The organism is Nitrospirota bacterium (genome assembly GCA_040755395.1).
Taxonomy (GTDB): domain Bacteria; phylum Nitrospirota; class Nitrospiria; order Nitrospirales; family Nitrospiraceae; genus DATLZU01.
The window spans coordinates 25,334-42,389 of the sequence record JBFMAX010000018.1; the positions used below are offsets into that span (position 1 = coordinate 25,334).

Annotated in this window: 16 protein-coding genes; 12 read left to right on the top strand and 4 right to left on the bottom strand. The window is 65.0% G+C overall.

The genetic code is table 11. The features are described from left to right. The first annotated feature begins 231 nt into the window (after window positions 1-231). From AB1555_18255 to AB1555_18310, 12 genes are all read left to right on the top strand, one after another. A complete protein-coding gene (locus AB1555_18255; protein MEW6248631.1) occupies window positions 232-1,077 on the top strand; it encodes an MBL fold metallo-hydrolase in 846 nt (281 codons plus the stop codon). Window positions 1,078-1,191: 114 nt separating this feature from the next. Next, on the top strand, window positions 1,192-1,599 hold the full coding sequence (locus AB1555_18260; protein MEW6248632.1) for a cobalamin B12-binding domain-containing protein: 408 nt from the start codon (window positions 1,192-1,194) through the stop codon (window positions 1,597-1,599). A 14-nt stretch (window positions 1,600-1,613) separates the two neighbouring features. Next, the gene (locus AB1555_18265) at window positions 1,614-3,218 is read left to right on the top strand and encodes a carboxyl transferase domain-containing protein (protein ID MEW6248633.1); all 1,605 of its coding nucleotides are present in this window, start codon (window positions 1,614-1,616) and stop codon (window positions 3,216-3,218) included. Between the two features lie 100 nt (window positions 3,219-3,318). Further along, window positions 3,319-4,158 (top strand): enoyl-CoA hydratase-related protein, encoded by an 840-nt coding sequence (locus tag AB1555_18270; GenBank protein MEW6248634.1) that lies wholly within the window; start codon window positions 3,319-3,321, stop codon window positions 4,156-4,158. Then, window positions 4,115-5,086 (top strand): hydroxymethylglutaryl-CoA lyase, encoded by a 972-nt coding sequence (locus AB1555_18275; protein MEW6248635.1) that lies wholly within the window; start codon window positions 4,115-4,117, stop codon window positions 5,084-5,086. The genes AB1555_18270 and AB1555_18275 overlap by 44 nt, the downstream gene beginning before the upstream one ends. A 20-nt stretch (window positions 5,087-5,106) precedes the next feature. Further along, window positions 5,107-5,844 (top strand): methylmalonyl Co-A mutase-associated GTPase MeaB, encoded by a 738-nt coding sequence (gene meaB, locus AB1555_18280; GenBank protein MEW6248636.1) that lies wholly within the window; start codon window positions 5,107-5,109, stop codon window positions 5,842-5,844. 515 nt (window positions 5,845-6,359) lie between these two features. Then, window positions 6,360-6,734 carry a tetratricopeptide repeat protein gene (locus AB1555_18285; GenBank protein MEW6248637.1) on the top strand — a complete coding sequence of 125 codons (375 nt, stop codon included), beginning with the start codon at window positions 6,360-6,362 and terminating at the stop codon, window positions 6,732-6,734. Between the two features lie 58 nt (window positions 6,735-6,792). Beyond that, window positions 6,793-7,572, top strand: coding sequence for an enoyl-CoA hydratase (locus tag AB1555_18290; GenBank protein ID MEW6248638.1), 780 nt, complete (start codon window positions 6,793-6,795; stop codon window positions 7,570-7,572). Between the two features lie 110 nt (window positions 7,573-7,682). Continuing rightward, entirely contained in the window at window positions 7,683-9,164 is a 1,482-nt protein-coding gene (locus tag AB1555_18295; GenBank protein MEW6248639.1) for an MmgE/PrpD family protein, read from the top strand. Window positions 9,165-9,302: 138 nt separating this feature from the next. Beyond that, window positions 9,303-10,211: a methylisocitrate lyase gene (prpB, locus tag AB1555_18300; GenBank protein MEW6248640.1), complete on the top strand. Its 909-nt coding sequence runs from the start codon at window positions 9,303-9,305 to the stop codon at window positions 10,209-10,211. Further along, window positions 10,195-11,388: a citrate/2-methylcitrate synthase gene (locus AB1555_18305; GenBank protein MEW6248641.1), complete on the top strand. Its 1,194-nt coding sequence runs from the start codon at window positions 10,195-10,197 to the stop codon at window positions 11,386-11,388. The genes prpB and AB1555_18305 overlap by 17 nt, the downstream gene beginning before the upstream one ends. Before the next feature lie 125 nt (window positions 11,389-11,513). After that, a complete protein-coding gene (locus AB1555_18310) occupies window positions 11,514-13,481 on the top strand; it encodes an AMP-binding protein (protein ID MEW6248642.1) in 1,968 nt (655 codons plus the stop codon). On the opposite strand, the gene AB1555_18315 is transcribed toward AB1555_18310, so the two are convergent. From AB1555_18315 to AB1555_18330, 4 genes are all read right to left on the bottom strand, one after another. After that, entirely contained in the window at window positions 13,478-14,272 is a 795-nt protein-coding gene (locus AB1555_18315) for an LCCL domain-containing protein (protein MEW6248643.1), read from the bottom strand. The two genes, AB1555_18310 and AB1555_18315, sit on opposite strands and share 4 nt — an antisense overlap. A gap of 281 nt (window positions 14,273-14,553) precedes the next feature. Beyond that, window positions 14,554-16,065 carry an OmpA family protein gene (locus AB1555_18320; GenBank protein MEW6248644.1) on the bottom strand — a complete coding sequence of 504 codons (1,512 nt, stop codon included), beginning with the start codon at window positions 16,063-16,065 and terminating at the stop codon, window positions 14,554-14,556. Window positions 16,066-16,222: 157 nt separating this feature from the next. Then, window positions 16,223-16,636 (bottom strand): PilZ domain-containing protein, encoded by a 414-nt coding sequence (locus AB1555_18325; protein ID MEW6248645.1) that lies wholly within the window; start codon window positions 16,634-16,636, stop codon window positions 16,223-16,225. 55 nt (window positions 16,637-16,691) lie between these two features. Then, a complete protein-coding gene (locus tag AB1555_18330) occupies window positions 16,692-17,009 on the bottom strand; it encodes a hypothetical protein (protein ID MEW6248646.1) in 318 nt (105 codons plus the stop codon). Window positions 17,010-17,056 lie beyond the last annotated feature (47 nt).

Below are 17,056 nucleotides of genomic sequence, written 5' to 3' on the forward strand. Positions count from 1 at the left end.
TACCCGAGGGCCCCCGCTGCGAGGGTACCCATTGCCGGGGCACCCATTGCTTCATCTTGCAATGGGTCGCGTGCAACGGGTCAGGGGCTCCCAGGTCGGCGCCACCCGCGCTACCGAGTGGTAATGGGCGATTGGCACACACACATTGCTCTTCAGATGGAACTGGTGGCCTGCGATTTGGGAATATGGTCAGCACAATTGACGATTGACCATTGACGATTGACGTGTGCTATGAAGCTCGGCGCATTTGACATCTATCCGGTCACCGACGGCCGGTTCCGGCTGGACGGCGGGGCGATGTTCGGGGTCGTGCCGAAGGTGCTGTGGCAGCAGTGCTGCCCGGCGGACGAACAGAACCGCATTCAGTTGAGCGTGACCTGCCTGTTGGTCCGGGCGCACGGGAAGAACATCCTGGTGGATACCGGTCTCGGCGACAAGTGGGACGCCAAATACCGCGAGCGGTTCGCCATCGACCGGACGCCGACCCTGCTCGAGTCGTTGAAGGAACGCGGGCTCGCGCCCGAGGACATCCATCTCGTCATCAATACGCACCTCCACTTCGACCATGCGGGCGGGAATACGGCGCAGCAGGGCGCGCGCTTCGCTCCGGCGTTTCCCAAGGCCGCCTATTTCGTCCAGCGGGGGGAGTACGAGGAGGCGGTCCTGGCCAACGAGCGGACGAAGGCCAGCTATCGCGAGGAGAATTTCGTGCCGATCGCGCATGAGCGGCGGTGGGAATTCCTCGACGGCGACGCCGAGATCGTGCCCGGTGTGTCCGTGGTCGTGACGCACGGCCATACGACTCACCATCAGAGCGTAAAGATCGAGTCGGAGGGCGAGGCGGCCTTCTTCCTCGGAGACCTGATTCCGACCGCCTCGCACCTACCCTTGCCCTATATAATGGGATACGATCTCTATCCGTTGCAGACGCTCGAGACCAAACGGAAGGTGCTCCAACGCGCCTGCGACGGGAACTGGCTGTTGATACTCGAGCACGATCCGGTGGTCCCGATGGGCTATGTACGGCGGGACGGCGAGGGCAAGTATCTCTTGGAGCCAGTCAGAGTTAGTGATTGAGTGATTGAGTAATTAAGTAATTGGTGAAAGAACAATCACACGCCTCGATTTTTCTGCAAGGCAATCGCTCGATCACCAAAATCACTTAATCACTCTGCTCCATAAGGTGAATCAATGACCGTTGCCACGAAACCCATTCGCGTGCTGATCGGCAAAGTCGGGCTCGACGGCCACGACCGAGGCGTGAAGCTGGTCGCGCGGGCCCTCCGTGACGCCGGAATGGAGGTGATCTACACGGGCCTCCACCAGACGCCGGAGCAAGTCGTGAGCGCCGCCGTCCAGGAGGACGTGGATGCGATCGGGTTGAGCGTGCTGTCCGGCGCGCATAACACGCTCTTCGCCCGCGTGTTGGAATTGCTGAGGGAACACGGGGCGGACGACATCGCCGTGTTCGGGGGCGGGATCATCCCGGATGAAGACGTCCCGCGCCTGAAGGCGGCCGGTGTGCGGGCGCTGTTCCGGCCGGGCACGCCGATGAGCGAGATCGTGGAGTTCGTCAAAGGACTCAAGGCGCACCCGTAAAGAGGACCTCTTCTATGCGCGCGCTCAAAACGGCGGTGGTCGCGACCTCCGACGAGTTTCAACAGAATCAGCGGCATTACGAAAACCTCCTCGCTGACCTGAAGAAGCACCTCGCTCAGGCCCAAGCCGGTGGGCCGGCCGACGCGGTGGCGTTGCACAAGAAGCGCGGCAAGCTCACGGCCCGCGAGCGGATCGCCGCGCTGCTCGATCCCGATTCCCCTTGGCTCGAGCTAAGCCCCCTGGCGGCTTTCGGCCTGTACGACAACCAGGTTCCCGCCGCCGGGCTCATCACGGGCATCGGGTACATCTGCGGGCGACCCTGCGTGATCACCGCCAACGATGCGACCGTCAAAGGCGGCACCTATTTCCCCCTCACGATCAAGAAGCACCTCCGAGCCCAGGAGATCGCGATGGACAATCGCCTCCCGGCGATCTATCTCGTGGATTCCGGCGGTGTGTTTCTGCCGTTACAAGCCGAGGTCTTCGCGGATCGGGATCACTTCGGGCGCATTTTTTACAACCAGGCCCGCATGTCGGCGCTGGGCATCCCGCAGATCGCGGTGGTCATGGGCATGTGCACGGCCGGCGGCGCCTATGTCCCGGCGATGTGCGATGAAAATGTGATCGTGAAAGGCACCGGCACCATCTATTTGGCCGGACCGCCGCTCGTGAAAGCGGCCACCGGCGAGGACGTCACCCCGGAAGCGCTGGGCGGGGCCGACCTGCATACGCGGCTTTCCGGCGTGAGCGACCACTTGGCCGAAGACGACCGCGACGCGCTGGAGATCTGCCGGTCCATCGTCGCCACACTGGGGAAGCTGCCGCCGAAGCCGCGGCGCGCGGAGGTCGAGGAGCCGCTCTACCCGGCGAGCGACTTGTACGGTCTGATCCCGAGCAACCCGCGCCAGACCTTCGACGCGCGGGAGATCATCGCGCGCCTGGTGGACGGCAGCCGTTTCCATGAATTCAAGGCCCGCTACGGGCAAACGCTGGTCTGCGGCTTCGCCCGCTGGATGGGCCATCAGGTCGGCATCGTGGCGAACAACGGCGTGCTCTTGTCCGAAGCCGCGCTCAAGGGCGCGCACTTCGTCCAACTCTGCGGCCAGCGGCGTATTCCCCTGATCTTCCTCCAGAACATCACCGGCTTCATGGTCGGCCGGGAGTACGAAGAACGAGGGATCATCAAAGACGGCGCCAAAATGGTGCAGGCCGTCGCCACCACGGAGGTGCCCAAATTCACGGTGATCATTGGGGCGTCGCATGGCGCCGGCAACTACGCCATGTGCGGGCGAGGCTATAGCCCTCGGTTCCTCTTCCTCTGGCCCCATGCGAGGATCTCGGTGATGGGCCCCTGGCAAGCGGCCCAAGTGCTGGCGACCGTGAAACAGCAGCAGCTCGAACGGGAGCGCAAGAGCCTGTCGGACGAAGAGCGGCAGCGCATCACCGAGTCCATTCTGCAGCAATATGAGCGGGAAGGGAGCCCTTATTTCAGCACGGCTCGCCTGTGGGACGACGGGATCCTCGACCCGGCGGAGACGCGCCGCGTCCTCGGCCTGTGCCTCGATATCACCGCGACGGCGCCGATCCGCGAGAGCCACGCGCCGGTGTTCCGGATGTGACGCCCCCCTACCTCATAATAGGGGAGGGTTGGGTGGGGGGCCTGTGAGCTGCTAGCTGTTGGCGGTTCGCTATGAGCTTCCCGCTAAAAAGGATGAACCGATGCCCCGATTCCACACCCTCCTGGTCGAGTTTTCGCGCGGCATCGCGTACGTCACCCTGAATCGACCCGAACGGCGGAACGCGTTCGACGCCCTCATGGCGGATGAGCTGCGCGAAGCGTTCGAGGAACTGGGCGGCGATCCTTCGGTGCGAGGCGTAGTCCTGGCCGGCGCCGGCCCGGCCTTCTGCGCCGGCGCCGATCTCCGGTGGATGAACCCGGATTCGCCCGTGTCCGAAGCACAGGCGCGAGAGGACGCCGACCGGCTGATCCGAATGTACCGCGCGATCGACGAATGTCCCTGTCCCGTGATCGGCCGCGTCCACGGGTCGGCCTTCGGGGGCGGAGTCGGCCTGGCGGCGGTCTGTGACATCGTCGTGGCGGCAGACGACACCGTCTTTGCGCTCAGCGAGGTCAAGCTGGGGCTGGTCCCCGCGGTGATCGCGCCGTTCTTGTTGCGCAAGGCCGGGGAATCGTTCGTGCGCCGCTATTGTTTGACCGGCGAAGCCTTCTCCGCGTCGGTCGCCAAACAGTTCAACCTGGTCCACGATGTCGTCAAGAAGGACGGGCTCGAGAAGCGGATCGACGAACTGATCGAGGCGGTCTTGCAACTGGCGCCCTCGGCGTCGCAACACACCAAGGCGCTGTTCCGCCGGATTCTCCGGTTGCCCGACGCGGATCGCTGGACGGTGTGCGCGCAAGCCAACGCGGAAGCCAGACTTTCGGCGGAAGCCCGGGAGGGGCTCCGGGCCTTTTTGGAGAAACGCGCCCCGGCGTGGGCTGCGGAACGGACCGAGCATGGAGAACCCATCGCGCCCGACGGCGCACGCCGTCAAGCCTGATCCACGCGCGGGTGTTGTGCGGATCATCGAGGTCGGTCCCAGGGACGGGCTGCAGAACGAGCCGGGGATCGTGCCGACCGACGACAAGGTCGCCTTCATCGACGCGTTGTCGCGGACCGGTGTCGTCGAGATTGAAGTCGGCTCCTTCGTGTCGCCTGCGGCCGTGCCTCAACTGGCGGACACCGGCGACGTGTTCCGCAAGATCGAGCGGGTGCCCGGCGTCATCTACTCGGCGCTGGTCCCGAACGAACGCGGCTTGGAGCGGGCGCGGGCGGTGTCGGCGCAGAAGATCGCGGTCTTCACCGCGGCTTCCGGGACCTTTACGCAGCGCAACATCAAGGCGACGATCCGCCAGTCGATCGAACGCTTCCGGCCGGTGGTGGCCGGCGCCAAACGCGACGGCATGGTCGTGCGGGGGTACGTCTCGACGGCGGTGTTCTGTCCCTATGAAGGTCGGATCGCGCCGACACAGGTGACGGAGGTGATGAAGCGGCTGCTCGACCTGGGCGTGGACGAGATCTCGCTGGGAGACACGATCGGGAAAGCGTCGCCGGCCGACGTGCGGAAACTCCTGGACGCGGCGCTGCCGTGTCTCTCGCGGGACCGCCTCTCGCTCCATTTTCACGACACGTACGGGATGGCGGTCGCCAATGCGTTGACCGCCTGGTGGGAATACGGGATCGAGGCGTTCGACAGTTCCGCCGGAGGCTTGGGAGGCTGTCCGTACGCGCCGGGCGCGTCCGGGAACGTGGCCACCGAAGACCTGGTGTACGCGCTGAAGGCCTCCGGCGCGACGGTACCGGTGGACGAAACGAAAGTGGTCGCAGCGGCTCGGCGGCTCGGCCGGCATCTGCGCCGCGATCTGGCCTCGCGGCTGTCGGCTTTGACAATGGGCACGGGGCTAGGGGCGCGGGGCCAGGGGCAATGATGAAGTCAGAAGTGGGGCCCATGACGGATGTCTCGGCGTTAGCCGAACGCGTGAAAGCCGGCGACGTGCGGGCCGTCTCCCGCCTGATCACCTTGCTGGAGAACGGAGACCTGAACGGATCCGCCGCGCTCGCCCTGCTGCCCGGCCGCAACCGCGCGGCCGTGATCGGCATCACCGGCTATCCCGGCGCCGGCAAGAGCACGCTGATCGACCAGCTCGTGCGGGCGTACCGCCGGCAGAATAAGACGGTCGCGGTGCTGGCGGTGGATATCACCAGTCCGCGCACCGGCGGCGCCATTCTCGGGGACCGCATCCGCATGCAGGACCATGCGCTCGATCCCCGCGTCTATGTCCGCAGCATGGCCACGCGCGGCCGGCACGGAGGCCTGGCGCAGGCGACGCGGGACGCCGTGACGGTGCTGGACGCGGCGGGTTACGACGTGATCCTCGTCGAAACGATCGGGGTCGGCCAGGCCGACACGGACGTCGGCACGGTCGCCCGGACCGTCGTGGCGGTCGTGGCGCCCGGACTGGGCGATGAGGTGCAGGCCATGAAGGCGGGGCTGTTGGAGATCGCCGACCTCATCGTGGTGAACAAGGCGGATCGGGAAGGCGCCGACTCGACGGTTCGGGATCTACAGGAGTGGCACCCGCGAGTGGTGCGCGTGTCGGCGTTGAAGGGCGACGGCGTTCCCGACCTCATCCGGGCGATCGCCGAACATCAGCGGATCCTGGATCTTCAGGGCAAGGGTGCGTAGTCTCGGTGTGGGAGATCAAGAAACCCAAGCGGGTTGGGGACTCCATCCGTTCGCGTCAGCGACGATAAAGCGATAACGAGCGAGCGGATCAAGCGAAGTTTGGTTTCTGGTATGAAAATGCGGGTCCTGTCACCGACCAGCCGGGTACCCGTTGCTCCTCTCCGGTTGCAACGGGTGCAAGCTCGCACCCCGCCCACACCCGCCGGGCGGGTACCCGAGGGACCCCGCTGCGCGAGGACAGGCGCCCAGGTCGGTGCCACCTGCATTTTCATGCTCCAGGGTGGCCACTTGGTGGCCATGAATTACTGCCAAGAAACACTGGTGGGTTGAGGACTCTATCCGCCGGCGTCTATGACGATAACGCGATGAAGAGCCGGCGGATCAAGCGAAGCTTGGTTTCTACAAAGGCAACGGCCAAGAAGCACTGGTGGGTTGAGGACTCTATCCGCCGGCGTCTATGACGATAACGCGATGAAGAGCCGGCGGATCAAGCGAAGCTTGGTATGGAGGGCGCCATGGCACGCTTATCTCTCCTGATCATAGGGGCGGTCGGATTGTTCATTTCGGTCTCGGCTTGCGACTCCGGCAAACCGACGGGCGGGGCGGAGACGGCCCTGATGTCGCCGGCCGGCTCGGCCGGTCGCGAGGACAACGACGAAGGCGTGGGGCATTTCAGGCAAGGCCACTGGGATGTGGCGGCCGAATGGTTCCAGAAGGCCATCAAAAAGGACGCCAATCTGGCCGAGGCGCATTTCAATCTGGCGTTGACCCTCGACAAGATGGGCAAACACGACGAAGCGACGGCCGAATTCAAGAAAGCGGCGGAACTGGCCCCGACCAATGTGGCGATCAAGGACTCGCCGATTCTGAAGAAGCATCTCGGGATGTGAGATGTGATCGGCGCGGACGACCGGGCGGGGAACGCAGGCCCGGGTGAGGAGAGACACGATGGCTGAACCAGGCGTGACCGTGACCGTCGCGGACCGGATCGGACGAATCACCTTGAACAACCCGCCCGCCAACGTGCTCACCCGATCGATACTCGACCGGTTGGATCGGTTGCTGGGAGAGTTGGAAGCGGACAAACGCCTCGCCGCCCTGGTGCTCACCGGGGAAGGCCGCTTCTTTTGCGCCGGGGCGGATATCAAAGAGTTGGCGCAGGTGAACAGCGCGTATACCGGGTCGGATCTCGCCGGCCGCGGGCAGGCCCTGCTGAATCGCATCGAGCGGTTCGACAAACCGATCATCGCGGCGATCAACGGACCCTGCCTGGGCGGAGGGCTCGAACTCGCCATGGCCTGCCACATGCGGATCGCCGCGGCCGGTGTCACCCTTGGCTTGCCGGAAATCACGTTGGGGCTGATTCCGGGATTCGGCGGCACCCAACGTCTGCCGCGCATCGTCGGCCCGTCGCGGGCGGCGGAGATGATCCTGACGGGCGAGACGATCATGGCCGAGCAGGCGCTGGACTTGGGATTGGTGAATCGGGTCGTGCCGGCGACCGAGGTCGTGAAGGAGGCGACCGCCGTGGCGGCCAAGGTCGCCTCGAAGGGCCGCCACGCCGTTCAGGCCGCGCTCCGCGCCATCCGCACCGGGCTCGATAGTCCGATGGCGGAAGGGCTCGCGCGCGAGGCCGAGTTGTTCGGCGCGCTGTGCGAGACGGCGGACAAGAAGGAAGGCGTGCAGGCGTTCCTGGAGAAACGACCGCCGAAGTTCGGCGACGAGTGAACGGCCGCATGTCAATGGCCAATCGTCAATGGTCCGAACCTGCTCCCCTTGTGCGGTCGCGGCTGCGTTCCACTATTGACCAATGACCCTCGACCAATGACGTTCTTTTCGTGAGATCAAGCATGCTCGCGGAACGGCTGGCCGACTACGTCCATCGGCTTTCTTACAGGGATTTCCCGCAGGCTGTCGTGCATGAAGCCAAGCGCCGTGTGCTGGACAGTCTGGGCTGCGCGTTCGGCGCGTGGCGCGCGGAGCCCTGCCGCATCGCGCGACGGGTGGCCGAATCGGTGAAGGTTCCGGGAGGCTCGACCCTCTGGGGGACCGGCCGCAAGACGACGCCCGATCTGGCTGCGTTCGCCAACGGCGCGATGGTGCGCTATCTGGACTTCAACGACACCTACCTCTCCAAGGAACCGGCCCACCCGTCCGACAACCTCTCGGCCGTGCTGGCGGTCGGAGAAGTCGTGGGCGCATCGGGTAAACAGGTGATCGAAGCGCTGGTCCTGGCCTATGAGCTGCATTGTCGCCTCTGCGACGCGGCAGCGCTCCGCCCGCGCGGCTGGGACCATGTGACGTACGGGCCGTTCACCACGGCGGCGGCGGCGGCGAAGCTCTTCAAGCTCTCGCCGGCGCGGACAGCGCAGGCAATCAATCTGGCGGGCGTGGCGAACATCGCGTTGCGCCAGACACGGGTTGGTGACCTCTCCATCTGGAAGGCCTGCGCCTTCTCCAACGCGGCGCGCAACGGCGTGTTCGCAGCGATGCTGGCCCGGCAGGGCATGACGGGTCCTTCGCCGATTTTCGAGGGCGAGAAAGGATTTATGAAACTGGTTTCCGGGCCGTTCGAGTTGTCGGTCTTGGGCGGCGAGCGCCCCTCCGCCCTTCCCTCTCCCCTCGGAGGGGGAGAGTTGTCACCTAGCAAGGGAGCAGGCCCCCCCTCGGAAGGCCAAGAAGGGGGCCAGTCCCCATTCAAGATTCTGGATTCCTACATCAAGCATTACCCGGTCGAGTACCATGCGCAGACGGCGGTGGAGGCCTCCCTCGCCCTGCGCGAGGAGTTGCTGAAGGCGGAAGGCCCCCGCGGGCTGGCCGACATCGCGGAGGTGGAAATCGGCAGTTACGACGTGGCGATCGAAATCATCGGGCGCGATCCGGAGAAGTGGCGGCCACGCACGAGAGAGACGGCCGACCATAGTTTTCCCTATTGCGTGGCCGTGGCGCTGCTGGACGGGACCGTGACGCTCGCCTCGTTCGACCGGAAACGGCTCGCCGACCCGGACGTTCACAAGCTGATGCACAAGATCCGCGTGGTGCCGCAACCGGAGTTCGTCGGCCGTTACCCGGAGTCGATGCCGACGCGCATAACCGTCAAGACGGCATCCGGCAAAGAATATGTGAAACAGGTGGACGACCCGCTCGGCCATCCGCGGAATCCGATGTCGGACCGTCAGGTCGAAGACAAGTTTCTCGCGCTCACAGCCAAGCCGCTGGGACGCGCGCGGGCGCGCCGGGTGATCGAGTTGGTTTGGCGACTGGACCGCGTGAAGGACATCGGTGTCTTGATGCCGTTGCTGAAAGTCCGTGACGGGTGACGCGTGATGCGGGGAAGCGAGACTTGCGAGAATGGCGGGACTTGCGCGAAAGGTCATAAGTAGACAGACTGCCCGTCGCGCGATTCGCGCCTGTCGCGCGTTTCGGTTGACCATTGACGGCTATTTTCAAGGTGGGTAATGCGTGACAAGGCCAGGAGCAAGCCCCAGCGCCTGCGCGAGCTGATCGCCAAGCGAACCGTGGTGTTGCCCGGCGCGTTCAACGCGCTCACGGCGATCCAGATCGAGCGGGCCGGCTTCGAAGCGTGCTACGTGTCCGGCGCCGCGCTCGCGGCGGCGCGGGGATTGCCGGACATCGGCCTGCTCTCCATGACGGAGGTGCTGGCCGACGCCGCGACGATCGCCAACGCGGTGTCGATCCCGGCGCTCGCCGATGTCGATACCGGCTTCGGCCCGCCCTTGTCGGTCATGCGGACGATTCGTGAATTCGAGCAGGCGGGCCTGGCCGGGATTCAGTTGGAAGACCAGGAAAACCCCAAGAAATGCGGGCACCTGCCGGGCAAGCGACTGGTCTCCACGCAGGAGATGGCTGCCAAGGTCCGCGCCGCCATAGAAGCGCGACGCGATCCGGATTTTGTGATCGTCGCCCGCACCGACGCCCGCGCGGTCGAAGGCCTGGATGCAGCCGTGCAACGAGCGCGCGCCTATGTCGAGGCCGGAGCCGACGCGATCTTTCCGGAAGCGCTCGAGTCCGCGGACGAGTTCCGTCGCTTCGCCGAGCGGTTGGCCGAGGCGGGGATCAAGATTCCGCTGGTCGCCAATATGACCGAGTTCGGCAAGACCCCGTACCTGAGCGCCGGGGAATTCGAGGAACTGGGCTATCGTCTCGTGCTGTTTCCCGTCACCACCCTACGCGTGGCGACCAAAGCGATCGAGAACGTGCTGCGGGAGCTGAAGACGCTCGGCTCGCAGCGCGAATCGTTAAGCCGGATGCACACGCGACAGCAACTGTACGATCTGCTGCGCTACACGGAATACGAACAGCGGGAGCGGCAATTCCGATCCGGTGACCATGAATCACAAAGCTGACGAATCGCAGCCGGGTTCATCCCTTACCCCTCACCCCTCACCCCGCACGCCTTACAGCCCGGGCCTCGAAGGCGTGCTGGCCGGCGAGACGGCCCTCTGCCAGGTGGACGAAGGCGACGCGGGCCTGCGCTATCGCGGGTACGCGATCGGCGACCTGGCGGAGCAGGCCACCTTCGAGGAGGTCGCCTATCTGCTCCTGTTCGGCAAACTGCCGACCCGCAAGGAGTTGGACGACTTTTCCGTCCAACTGCACAGTCAATGGGTGCTGCCCGGCCCGGTAGAAGCCTTCATCGGCGTGGTGCCGCGCGACGTTCATCCGATGGACCTGCTGCGCACCGGGGTGTCGTTGCTCGGCATGACCGACCCCGATGCCGCCGACTGTTCGCACGAGGCGAACGTCCGCAAGTCCGTTCGGCTGTTGGCTCAGATTCCGGTCCTGATCGCCACCGCCTACCGGCTTGCGCACGGCAAACGGCAGGTCCAGCCGCGCGCCGACCTGCGCTTCGCCGAGAACCTGCTCTATCTGCTGACCGACCATCAGGGCGACGGCCTGGCCAAGGCCATGGCCCGCGCGCTGGATGTGTCGCTCATCCTGTACGCTGAACACGAGTTCAACGCCTCGACCTTCGCCGCACGGGTCACGGCCTCCACCATGACCGACCTGCATGCGGCGATCACGTCGGCGATCGGCACGCTCAAGGGACCGCTCCACGGCGGCGCGAACGAAGCCGTCGCGGCCATGTTGCTGGACATCAAAACGCGCGACCGGGCCGAGCGGTGGGTGCGGGATGCGCTGGCGGCCAAGCGTCGCGTGATGGGCTTCGGACACCGGGTGCTGAAAAAAGGCGATCCGCGCTCGGCGATCATCCAGCGACACGCCGAAGCGCTCAGCCGCTCCTGCGGCGACACGCGCTGGTACGAGATCGCGGCCGCCATCGACCGGATCATGCAGCAGGAGAAGGGCCTGTACCCCAACCTGGATTTCTACACCGCGGTCGCCTATCTTCTGATGGGCATTCCCCGAGACCTCTACACACCGGTGTTCGTGTGCTCGCGCATCACCGGCTGGTGCGCCCACGTGATCGAGCAACAGGATCACAATCGGCTGATCCGTCCCCGCGCGCTGTACACGGGGCCGCCGCCCCGAGCCTATGTCCCGATCGACGAACGGACCTGACCAGTCGCTATGAATCCTCTTTCAACCCTACGGCTTGAAAATGTGGGTGGCACCGACCAGGGTGCCCGTCCGCGCGCAGCGGGGTCCCCACACCGGGCGGGGTGCGAGCACGGACGGGCTGGTCGGTGACAGGCCCTACATTTTTAAACCAGCTCCCACCGATTCTCTGGCGCCCCACCCCGGAGTATGTCCAGCGGAGCCGGCTCTTCCGCTTCATGCAGCGGCACCGGATCGCCGACTATTCCTCTCTCTATCGGCGCTCGATCTCCGAAATCGAATGGTTCGCGGAGGCGGTGCTCAACGAGCTAGGGATCGAGTGGGTTCGTGCCTACTCGCAGGTGCTGGACTTGAGGAACGGGATCCAGTGGCCCCGATGGTTCGTGGGCGGACGCCTGAACGTGGCGCACAACTGCGTCGACAAGCACGGCGCCGGCCCGCGGGCCGATCGTCAGGCGATCCGTTGGGAAGGCGAAGACGGAACGCGGCGATCCCTGACATACCGCCAACTGGGCGCCGAAGTCTCCCGTGCCGCGTCGATCCTTCGCGGACTCGGGGTGCGCCGCGGAGACCGTGTGGCGGTCTTTTTGCCGATGATTCCCGAAGCGGCCGTCATCACGCTGGCCTGCTCCAAGATCGGCGCCGTCTACACGCCGATTTTCTCCGGCTTTGCGTCGGAGGCCGTGGCGACACGCGTGCAGGACTGCGAGGCGAAGCTCCTGGTCACGGCCGACGGCTTTTCCCGGCGCGGCGGTTTGGTCAGGATGAAGCAGGTCGCCGATGAGGCGGCGGCGCGTTGCCCGACCGTGGAGCATCTGCTGGTTGTCCGGCGGGCCGCCTGTCCGGTCTCCTGGCAGGCCGGGCGTGACGTCTGGTGGCATGAGCCGCCCCACGGCGAGAGTGAAGCGCCGGCGACCGAGGAGATGGCGGCCGACGACCCGTTCATGATCATTTACACGTCCGGCACCACCGGACGGCCCAAGGGGACGGTACACGTGCACAGCGGCTTTCCCATCAAGGCCGCGCAGGACCTGGCGTTCCACTTTGATCTTCAACCCGACGACACGCTGTTCTGGTTCACCGACATGGGCTGGATGATGGGACCGTGGGAGATCCTGGGCGCGCTCTCTTTGGGGGCGACCTGCCTGCTCTACGAAGGCGCTCCGGACTGGCCTCACACGGGACGACTGTGGGAACTCGTGGAACGCCACCGCGTGACGATTCTGGGCCTTTCCCCCACCGCGGTTCGAGCCCTCATGCGGCACGGCGACGCTCCGGTGCGTCAGCATCATCTCGACTCTCTGCGCGTGCTGGGCTCCACCGGCGAGCCGTGGACCCCGGATGCCTACCATTGGTACTTCCAGCAGGTCGGTCAGGGGCGGTGCCCGATCATCAACTATTCCGGCGGCACCGAAATCTCCGGCGGGATCGTGGGGGGTACGGTCCTGCAACCCTGCAAACCCTGCGCGTTCACCGGCCCTTGCCTGGGAATGGCGGCGGAGATTTTCGACGCCGACGGGCGGCCCGTGCGTCGACAGGTCGGGGAACTGGTGGTCACCAAGCCCTGGGTCGGGATGACGCAAGGATTCTGGCGCGATCCGCAGCGCTACCTGGACACCTACTGGTCCCGGTGGCCGCAGGTGTGGGTGCACGGCGATTGGGCTACCACCGACGAGGACGGGTTCTGGTACATCCTGGGCCGCTCGGACGACACGATCAAAATAGCCGGAAAGCGCCTGGGGCCGGCCGAAGTGGAGGCGATCCTCACCGGCCATCAGGCGGTCAGCGAAGCCGCCGCGATCGGCGTGCCGCATCCGGTGAAAGGGGAAGCGTTGGTGTGCTTCGTGGTGCTGCGCCAAGGATGGACAGCCGGCGAGGCGCTCTCCGATGAGCTGGCGAGCCGGGTGGCGGAACGGCTCGGCAAGCCGCTCAAGCCGGCCGCGGTCCATGCAGTATCGGACCTCCCGAAGACCCGGAACGCCAAGATTCTTCGACGGGTGATCCGGGCCGCGTTTCTCGGTCAGGACCCGGGCGACCTCTCCAGCCTGGAGAACCCGCAGGCCGTTTCAGCCATCCGGGAGGTCAGTTCTTCCTAGCCCGGCGGAGGGAGAAACGGCGACATCGCCCTGGGCGGAAGCGGCGTGTGCGGCGGGGTCGGGACGAAGGTGTAGCTCTGAGGCCGCGCTTCGGCGGTGAAACTCGTCATTCCGTTGTTGGTGCTGCCGGGATAGACGGACCGACCGGGCAGCAGCTTGATCGTCAGCATTCCTCCCTTCGCCCGAGTAATCCTGCCGGCATGCACGCCGGCTGAACAGATGGGAGTATCGATGGTGTAGACTCCGCCGCCGTACACGCTGAGCAGTTCGAACCTCGGCGGACATAGGACCGTGACCGTTCGCCCCGGCCGCCCCTGCCACGATTCGGCGCTTGTCCTGGCATCGATCTGAACAGCGGGAGCGGGCTCATGCTGCGCAGCGCCCCAGATGAAGATGAAGCTGCTCGGCCACACATCCATCCAATCCCCGCTCGTCACACCGTTCCGCGTGCTTCCCAAGTACTGCGAGATGTCGGGACGCACTTCGATCATGACCCTTCCGCCGACTTCGGCCGATTCGAGCAGACCGGCGTGGATCGCGGCGGTGCACACGGAAGAGTCATCTGTATAGATGTCCGTGCCCCACACAGGCTCGGGCGTGCCGCCCGGCGGGCAGAACAGCGCTTCCCGTCGTCCCCATTGCCCGCGCCATTCGCCGGTGCCGGTCGACCAGGTAATCGGGAGAGGGGGAAATTCGTGTGCGCTCTCGGCGGCGGGAGAAAGGCCGGCTTCGGACGGCGTCTCATTGTTGGTCGCCGCCCCGCCCGATCCGGACCGCTCTGCCGATTGCACAGGCGGCGCCGACGGCGCGAGCCACCAACATAGAAATAGAATGAGAGCCGGGAGAGAAATTCCGGCGAAGCCTTTCTTCTGAAGGGCCGAGGAAGCAACCATCCGTCTCTTCGGTGATCGATCTGAAAGACTGTGCGATTCCATTCCTCTGAAAATAGGCGCGAGGCGAGAGGCCCGCGGCTAGAGGTCTGAGTCTCTTCCCCCTTGCCCCGAGCCCCTTGCCTCTTGCCCGTTCATGATGTTCATCATGCGCGGGTGAGCTGAAGGCTCATGAAGACTGTTCAGCTCGCCTGCTTTACCTCCTTGACGATCTCGGACAGGTCCTTCGGATAGAGCGTGATCTCGATCCGCCGATTGGCGGCTTTGCCTTCCTCCGTGTCGTTGCTTTCGACCGGCCTCGTGTCCGCATAGCCGACGGCCGCGATGTTGCTCCGATCCACCCCGCCTTCTTCGATCAGGTAGCGCACGACGCTGGTCGCGCGGGCGGTGGAGAGCTCCCAGTTGGTCGGAAACTTTTCGCGCAGCTTCACGCCGATCGGCACGTTGTCCGTGTGGCCTTCGATCCGGATCTGCTTGTCCGTCACGGTCTTGAGAATGTCGCTGACCTGTTTCAACACCTTGAGCCCTTCCGGCTTCACCTTGGCCTGACCGGAATCGAACAGAATTTTGTCCACCATGTTGATGGTCAATCGGTCCCCGATCTGCTTGATTTTGATGTTGCCTTTGGCGATTTCTTCCTGCAGCGCCTTGTTCAGTTCTTCCTGCGTCTTGGTGAGCCGCTTGATCTCCGCTTCCTTGGCCGCCCGCTCCTGCTCCAGCCTGGCCTTCTCGGCTTCTTCCGCCTTCAGCCGCTCCTGTTCCCGCTGCAGACTCGCTTGGAGCTTTTCCCGTTCCTGCGCCAACTGATCCCGTTCCTGTTTCAGCTTGGCCTCTTCCTCGCGCAGGCTGGACAGATCGCCGGTCACGATCGCCACGCGTTCCTTCGCCTTGTTCAATTCCTCCGTCAGCGACGCCACCTTGGCGGTCAGGGCGTCGCGATCGGCGGCCGCCTGGCGGAGTTTGCCGATCTCCTGATCCCGCTCCTCCAGCCGCTTGGTCAAATCCGCGGCCAGCGCCGCCTGGGTCTCCAATTCGCCGGCCCGTTTCTGGAGCTTGGCGATTTCCTCCTGGGCCGTCGTGGTCCCGCTCATGAGCCGTTGCTTGTCCTCACGGAGCGCGGCGGCCTGCGCCGACTCGGCCGCCAATTTAGTCTCGAGATCGCGGGCGCGATCCCGGGCTTCGCCGAGGGAGGCCATCAGCTCCTGCTTCTCCTTTTGCACTGCGGCGATCCGCGCCTCGGCGTCCGTCACCGCCTTGTTCGCGGCAGCCAGGTCTCGCTTCAGCTCGTCCACCTTGGCCTGGAGAAGGTCGCGCTCCCGCCGGAAGTCGCCCATCTGTTGTTGCGCGGCCTGGTAGTCGTCCCGCAGTTTCTTCAGCTCGCCTTCCGTCCGCCGAAGATTATCCCGCTCCTCGTACAGGCTCTTCTGCACCGAAGCGAAGTTCTCCTTGAGCTTGCCGATCTCGGCCTGCGCGGCCTCCAGATCGCCCGTCAGCTTGGCGTTGGCCCGCCGGCTCGCCTGCAGCTCCTCCGCCGACTCTTTCTTCAGCTTCTCGAGTTCGGCCGCGGTCCGGGCCATCGATTTCCGTGCTTCGTCCAACTCCCCCAGCGTCTGCGTATGGGTGCCTTTGCTGACGCATCCGGCAGCCACCGCGGCCGACACGGCCAGGAACAGAATCATCGTCGTACGTGTCATAATCGGTTCCTCCTTGTTTCGAGTTCCGAAGCGAGCATACCCCCACCGCTACCCTTACGCAACACTCCGGTCGGTGTAGCCTACCCCCTCGACCCAGGCCGAGCGGCGACGTCAATGACAATGAGGACGGCAAGGATCGGAGGGGCCGCGCCCGGCGTCAGCGAGCCTGAAGTGTCCGCGCATAGAGCATGAGCAGGTGCGAGAAGATTGCGGGATCGCTGGTCGGCGCCCTCTCTATCGCCTTCTCCAGCCCACGGCTCTCGAGCACCTCCGTGAGGCGCACCCCCATCCCGCGCGAAAAGGCGTACTGATCGGGATGGGGACACACCCAGGCCACCACGCCCTTCGCTTCCAGCCGCTCCGATGAACCGTCGGGCAGAACGAATTCCAGGTTCAGCTCGATCCCGACCGGTAAAGGATCATGGTGTTCAATGAACAGTCCGTGTTCACCGACGGAGGAGAGAAGACCTTCGCGCCGGTCGCCGTCGGACGTGTGAAACCGGACCTTTACATGAAGGTCCCGCTGCCGGACCACAAAGGTGTCGTCGGGGTTGTCGGCGCTTTCCGGCATCGGTGGAAACGATTGCGATGGCTCGCCGGCGAAGGATGGCAGGCGCAACGACGGGTCAGTTGGCGGCGGCGGGCGCGCTCTTGACGATCATGATCGTCCTGGCATGCCCGTCGGGCTGAACCCAGACTTCGATGAGGTCGCCCGGTTTGATCTGGCCGTACACCTCCGTGTCCTTGCCGACGTGCAGCCGCCGTTCTTTACCCGATTCGTCTTTGACGATGTAGAACTCGCCGTCGATCCGGAGGAGTTCGACTTTGATCGACTGGGGAGAGCCGGTGACCGGAGCCGTGCTCGTGTCCGCCGCGAAGGTCGCGGGCGGACCCAGCCAGCAGCCGACGAGCGAGAGCAGGGCAAGTCCGATGATTGCGCTCATGACCTCCCTCCTGGCAGAGTTCAAGAATTCAAAAGCGACAAAGGGAC

What these genes read in the sequence shown, in the direction of transcription:
- AB1555_18255 (MEW6248631.1), top strand. Translation starts at nt 232, where the DNA reads ATGAAGCTCGGCGCATTTGACATCTATCCGGTCACCGACGGCCGGTTC.
- AB1555_18305 (MEW6248641.1), top strand. Translation starts at nt 10,195, where the DNA reads ATGAATCACAAAGCTGACGAATCGCAGCCGGGTTCATCCCTTACCCCT.
- AB1555_18325 (MEW6248645.1), bottom strand. Translation starts at nt 16,636, where the DNA reads ATGCCGGAAAGCGCCGACAACCCCGACGACACCTTTGTGGTCCGGCAG.
- prpB (MEW6248640.1), top strand. Translation starts at nt 9,303, where the DNA reads ATGCGTGACAAGGCCAGGAGCAAGCCCCAGCGCCTGCGCGAGCTGATC.
- AB1555_18265 (MEW6248633.1), top strand. Translation starts at nt 1,614, where the DNA reads ATGCGCGCGCTCAAAACGGCGGTGGTCGCGACCTCCGACGAGTTTCAA.
- meaB (MEW6248636.1), top strand. Translation starts at nt 5,107, where the DNA reads ATGACGGATGTCTCGGCGTTAGCCGAACGCGTGAAAGCCGGCGACGTG.
- AB1555_18285 (MEW6248637.1), top strand. Translation starts at nt 6,360, where the DNA reads ATGGCACGCTTATCTCTCCTGATCATAGGGGCGGTCGGATTGTTCATT.
- AB1555_18260 (MEW6248632.1), top strand. Translation starts at nt 1,192, where the DNA reads ATGACCGTTGCCACGAAACCCATTCGCGTGCTGATCGGCAAAGTCGGG.
- AB1555_18275 (MEW6248635.1), top strand. Translation starts at nt 4,115, where the DNA reads ATGGAGAACCCATCGCGCCCGACGGCGCACGCCGTCAAGCCTGATCCA.
- AB1555_18330 (MEW6248646.1), bottom strand. Translation starts at nt 17,009, where the DNA reads ATGAGCGCAATCATCGGACTTGCCCTGCTCTCGCTCGTCGGCTGCTGG.
- AB1555_18270 (MEW6248634.1), top strand. Translation starts at nt 3,319, where the DNA reads ATGCCCCGATTCCACACCCTCCTGGTCGAGTTTTCGCGCGGCATCGCG.
- AB1555_18320 (MEW6248644.1), bottom strand. Translation starts at nt 16,065, where the DNA reads ATGACACGTACGACGATGATTCTGTTCCTGGCCGTGTCGGCCGCGGTG.
- AB1555_18290 (MEW6248638.1), top strand. Translation starts at nt 6,793, where the DNA reads ATGGCTGAACCAGGCGTGACCGTGACCGTCGCGGACCGGATCGGACGA.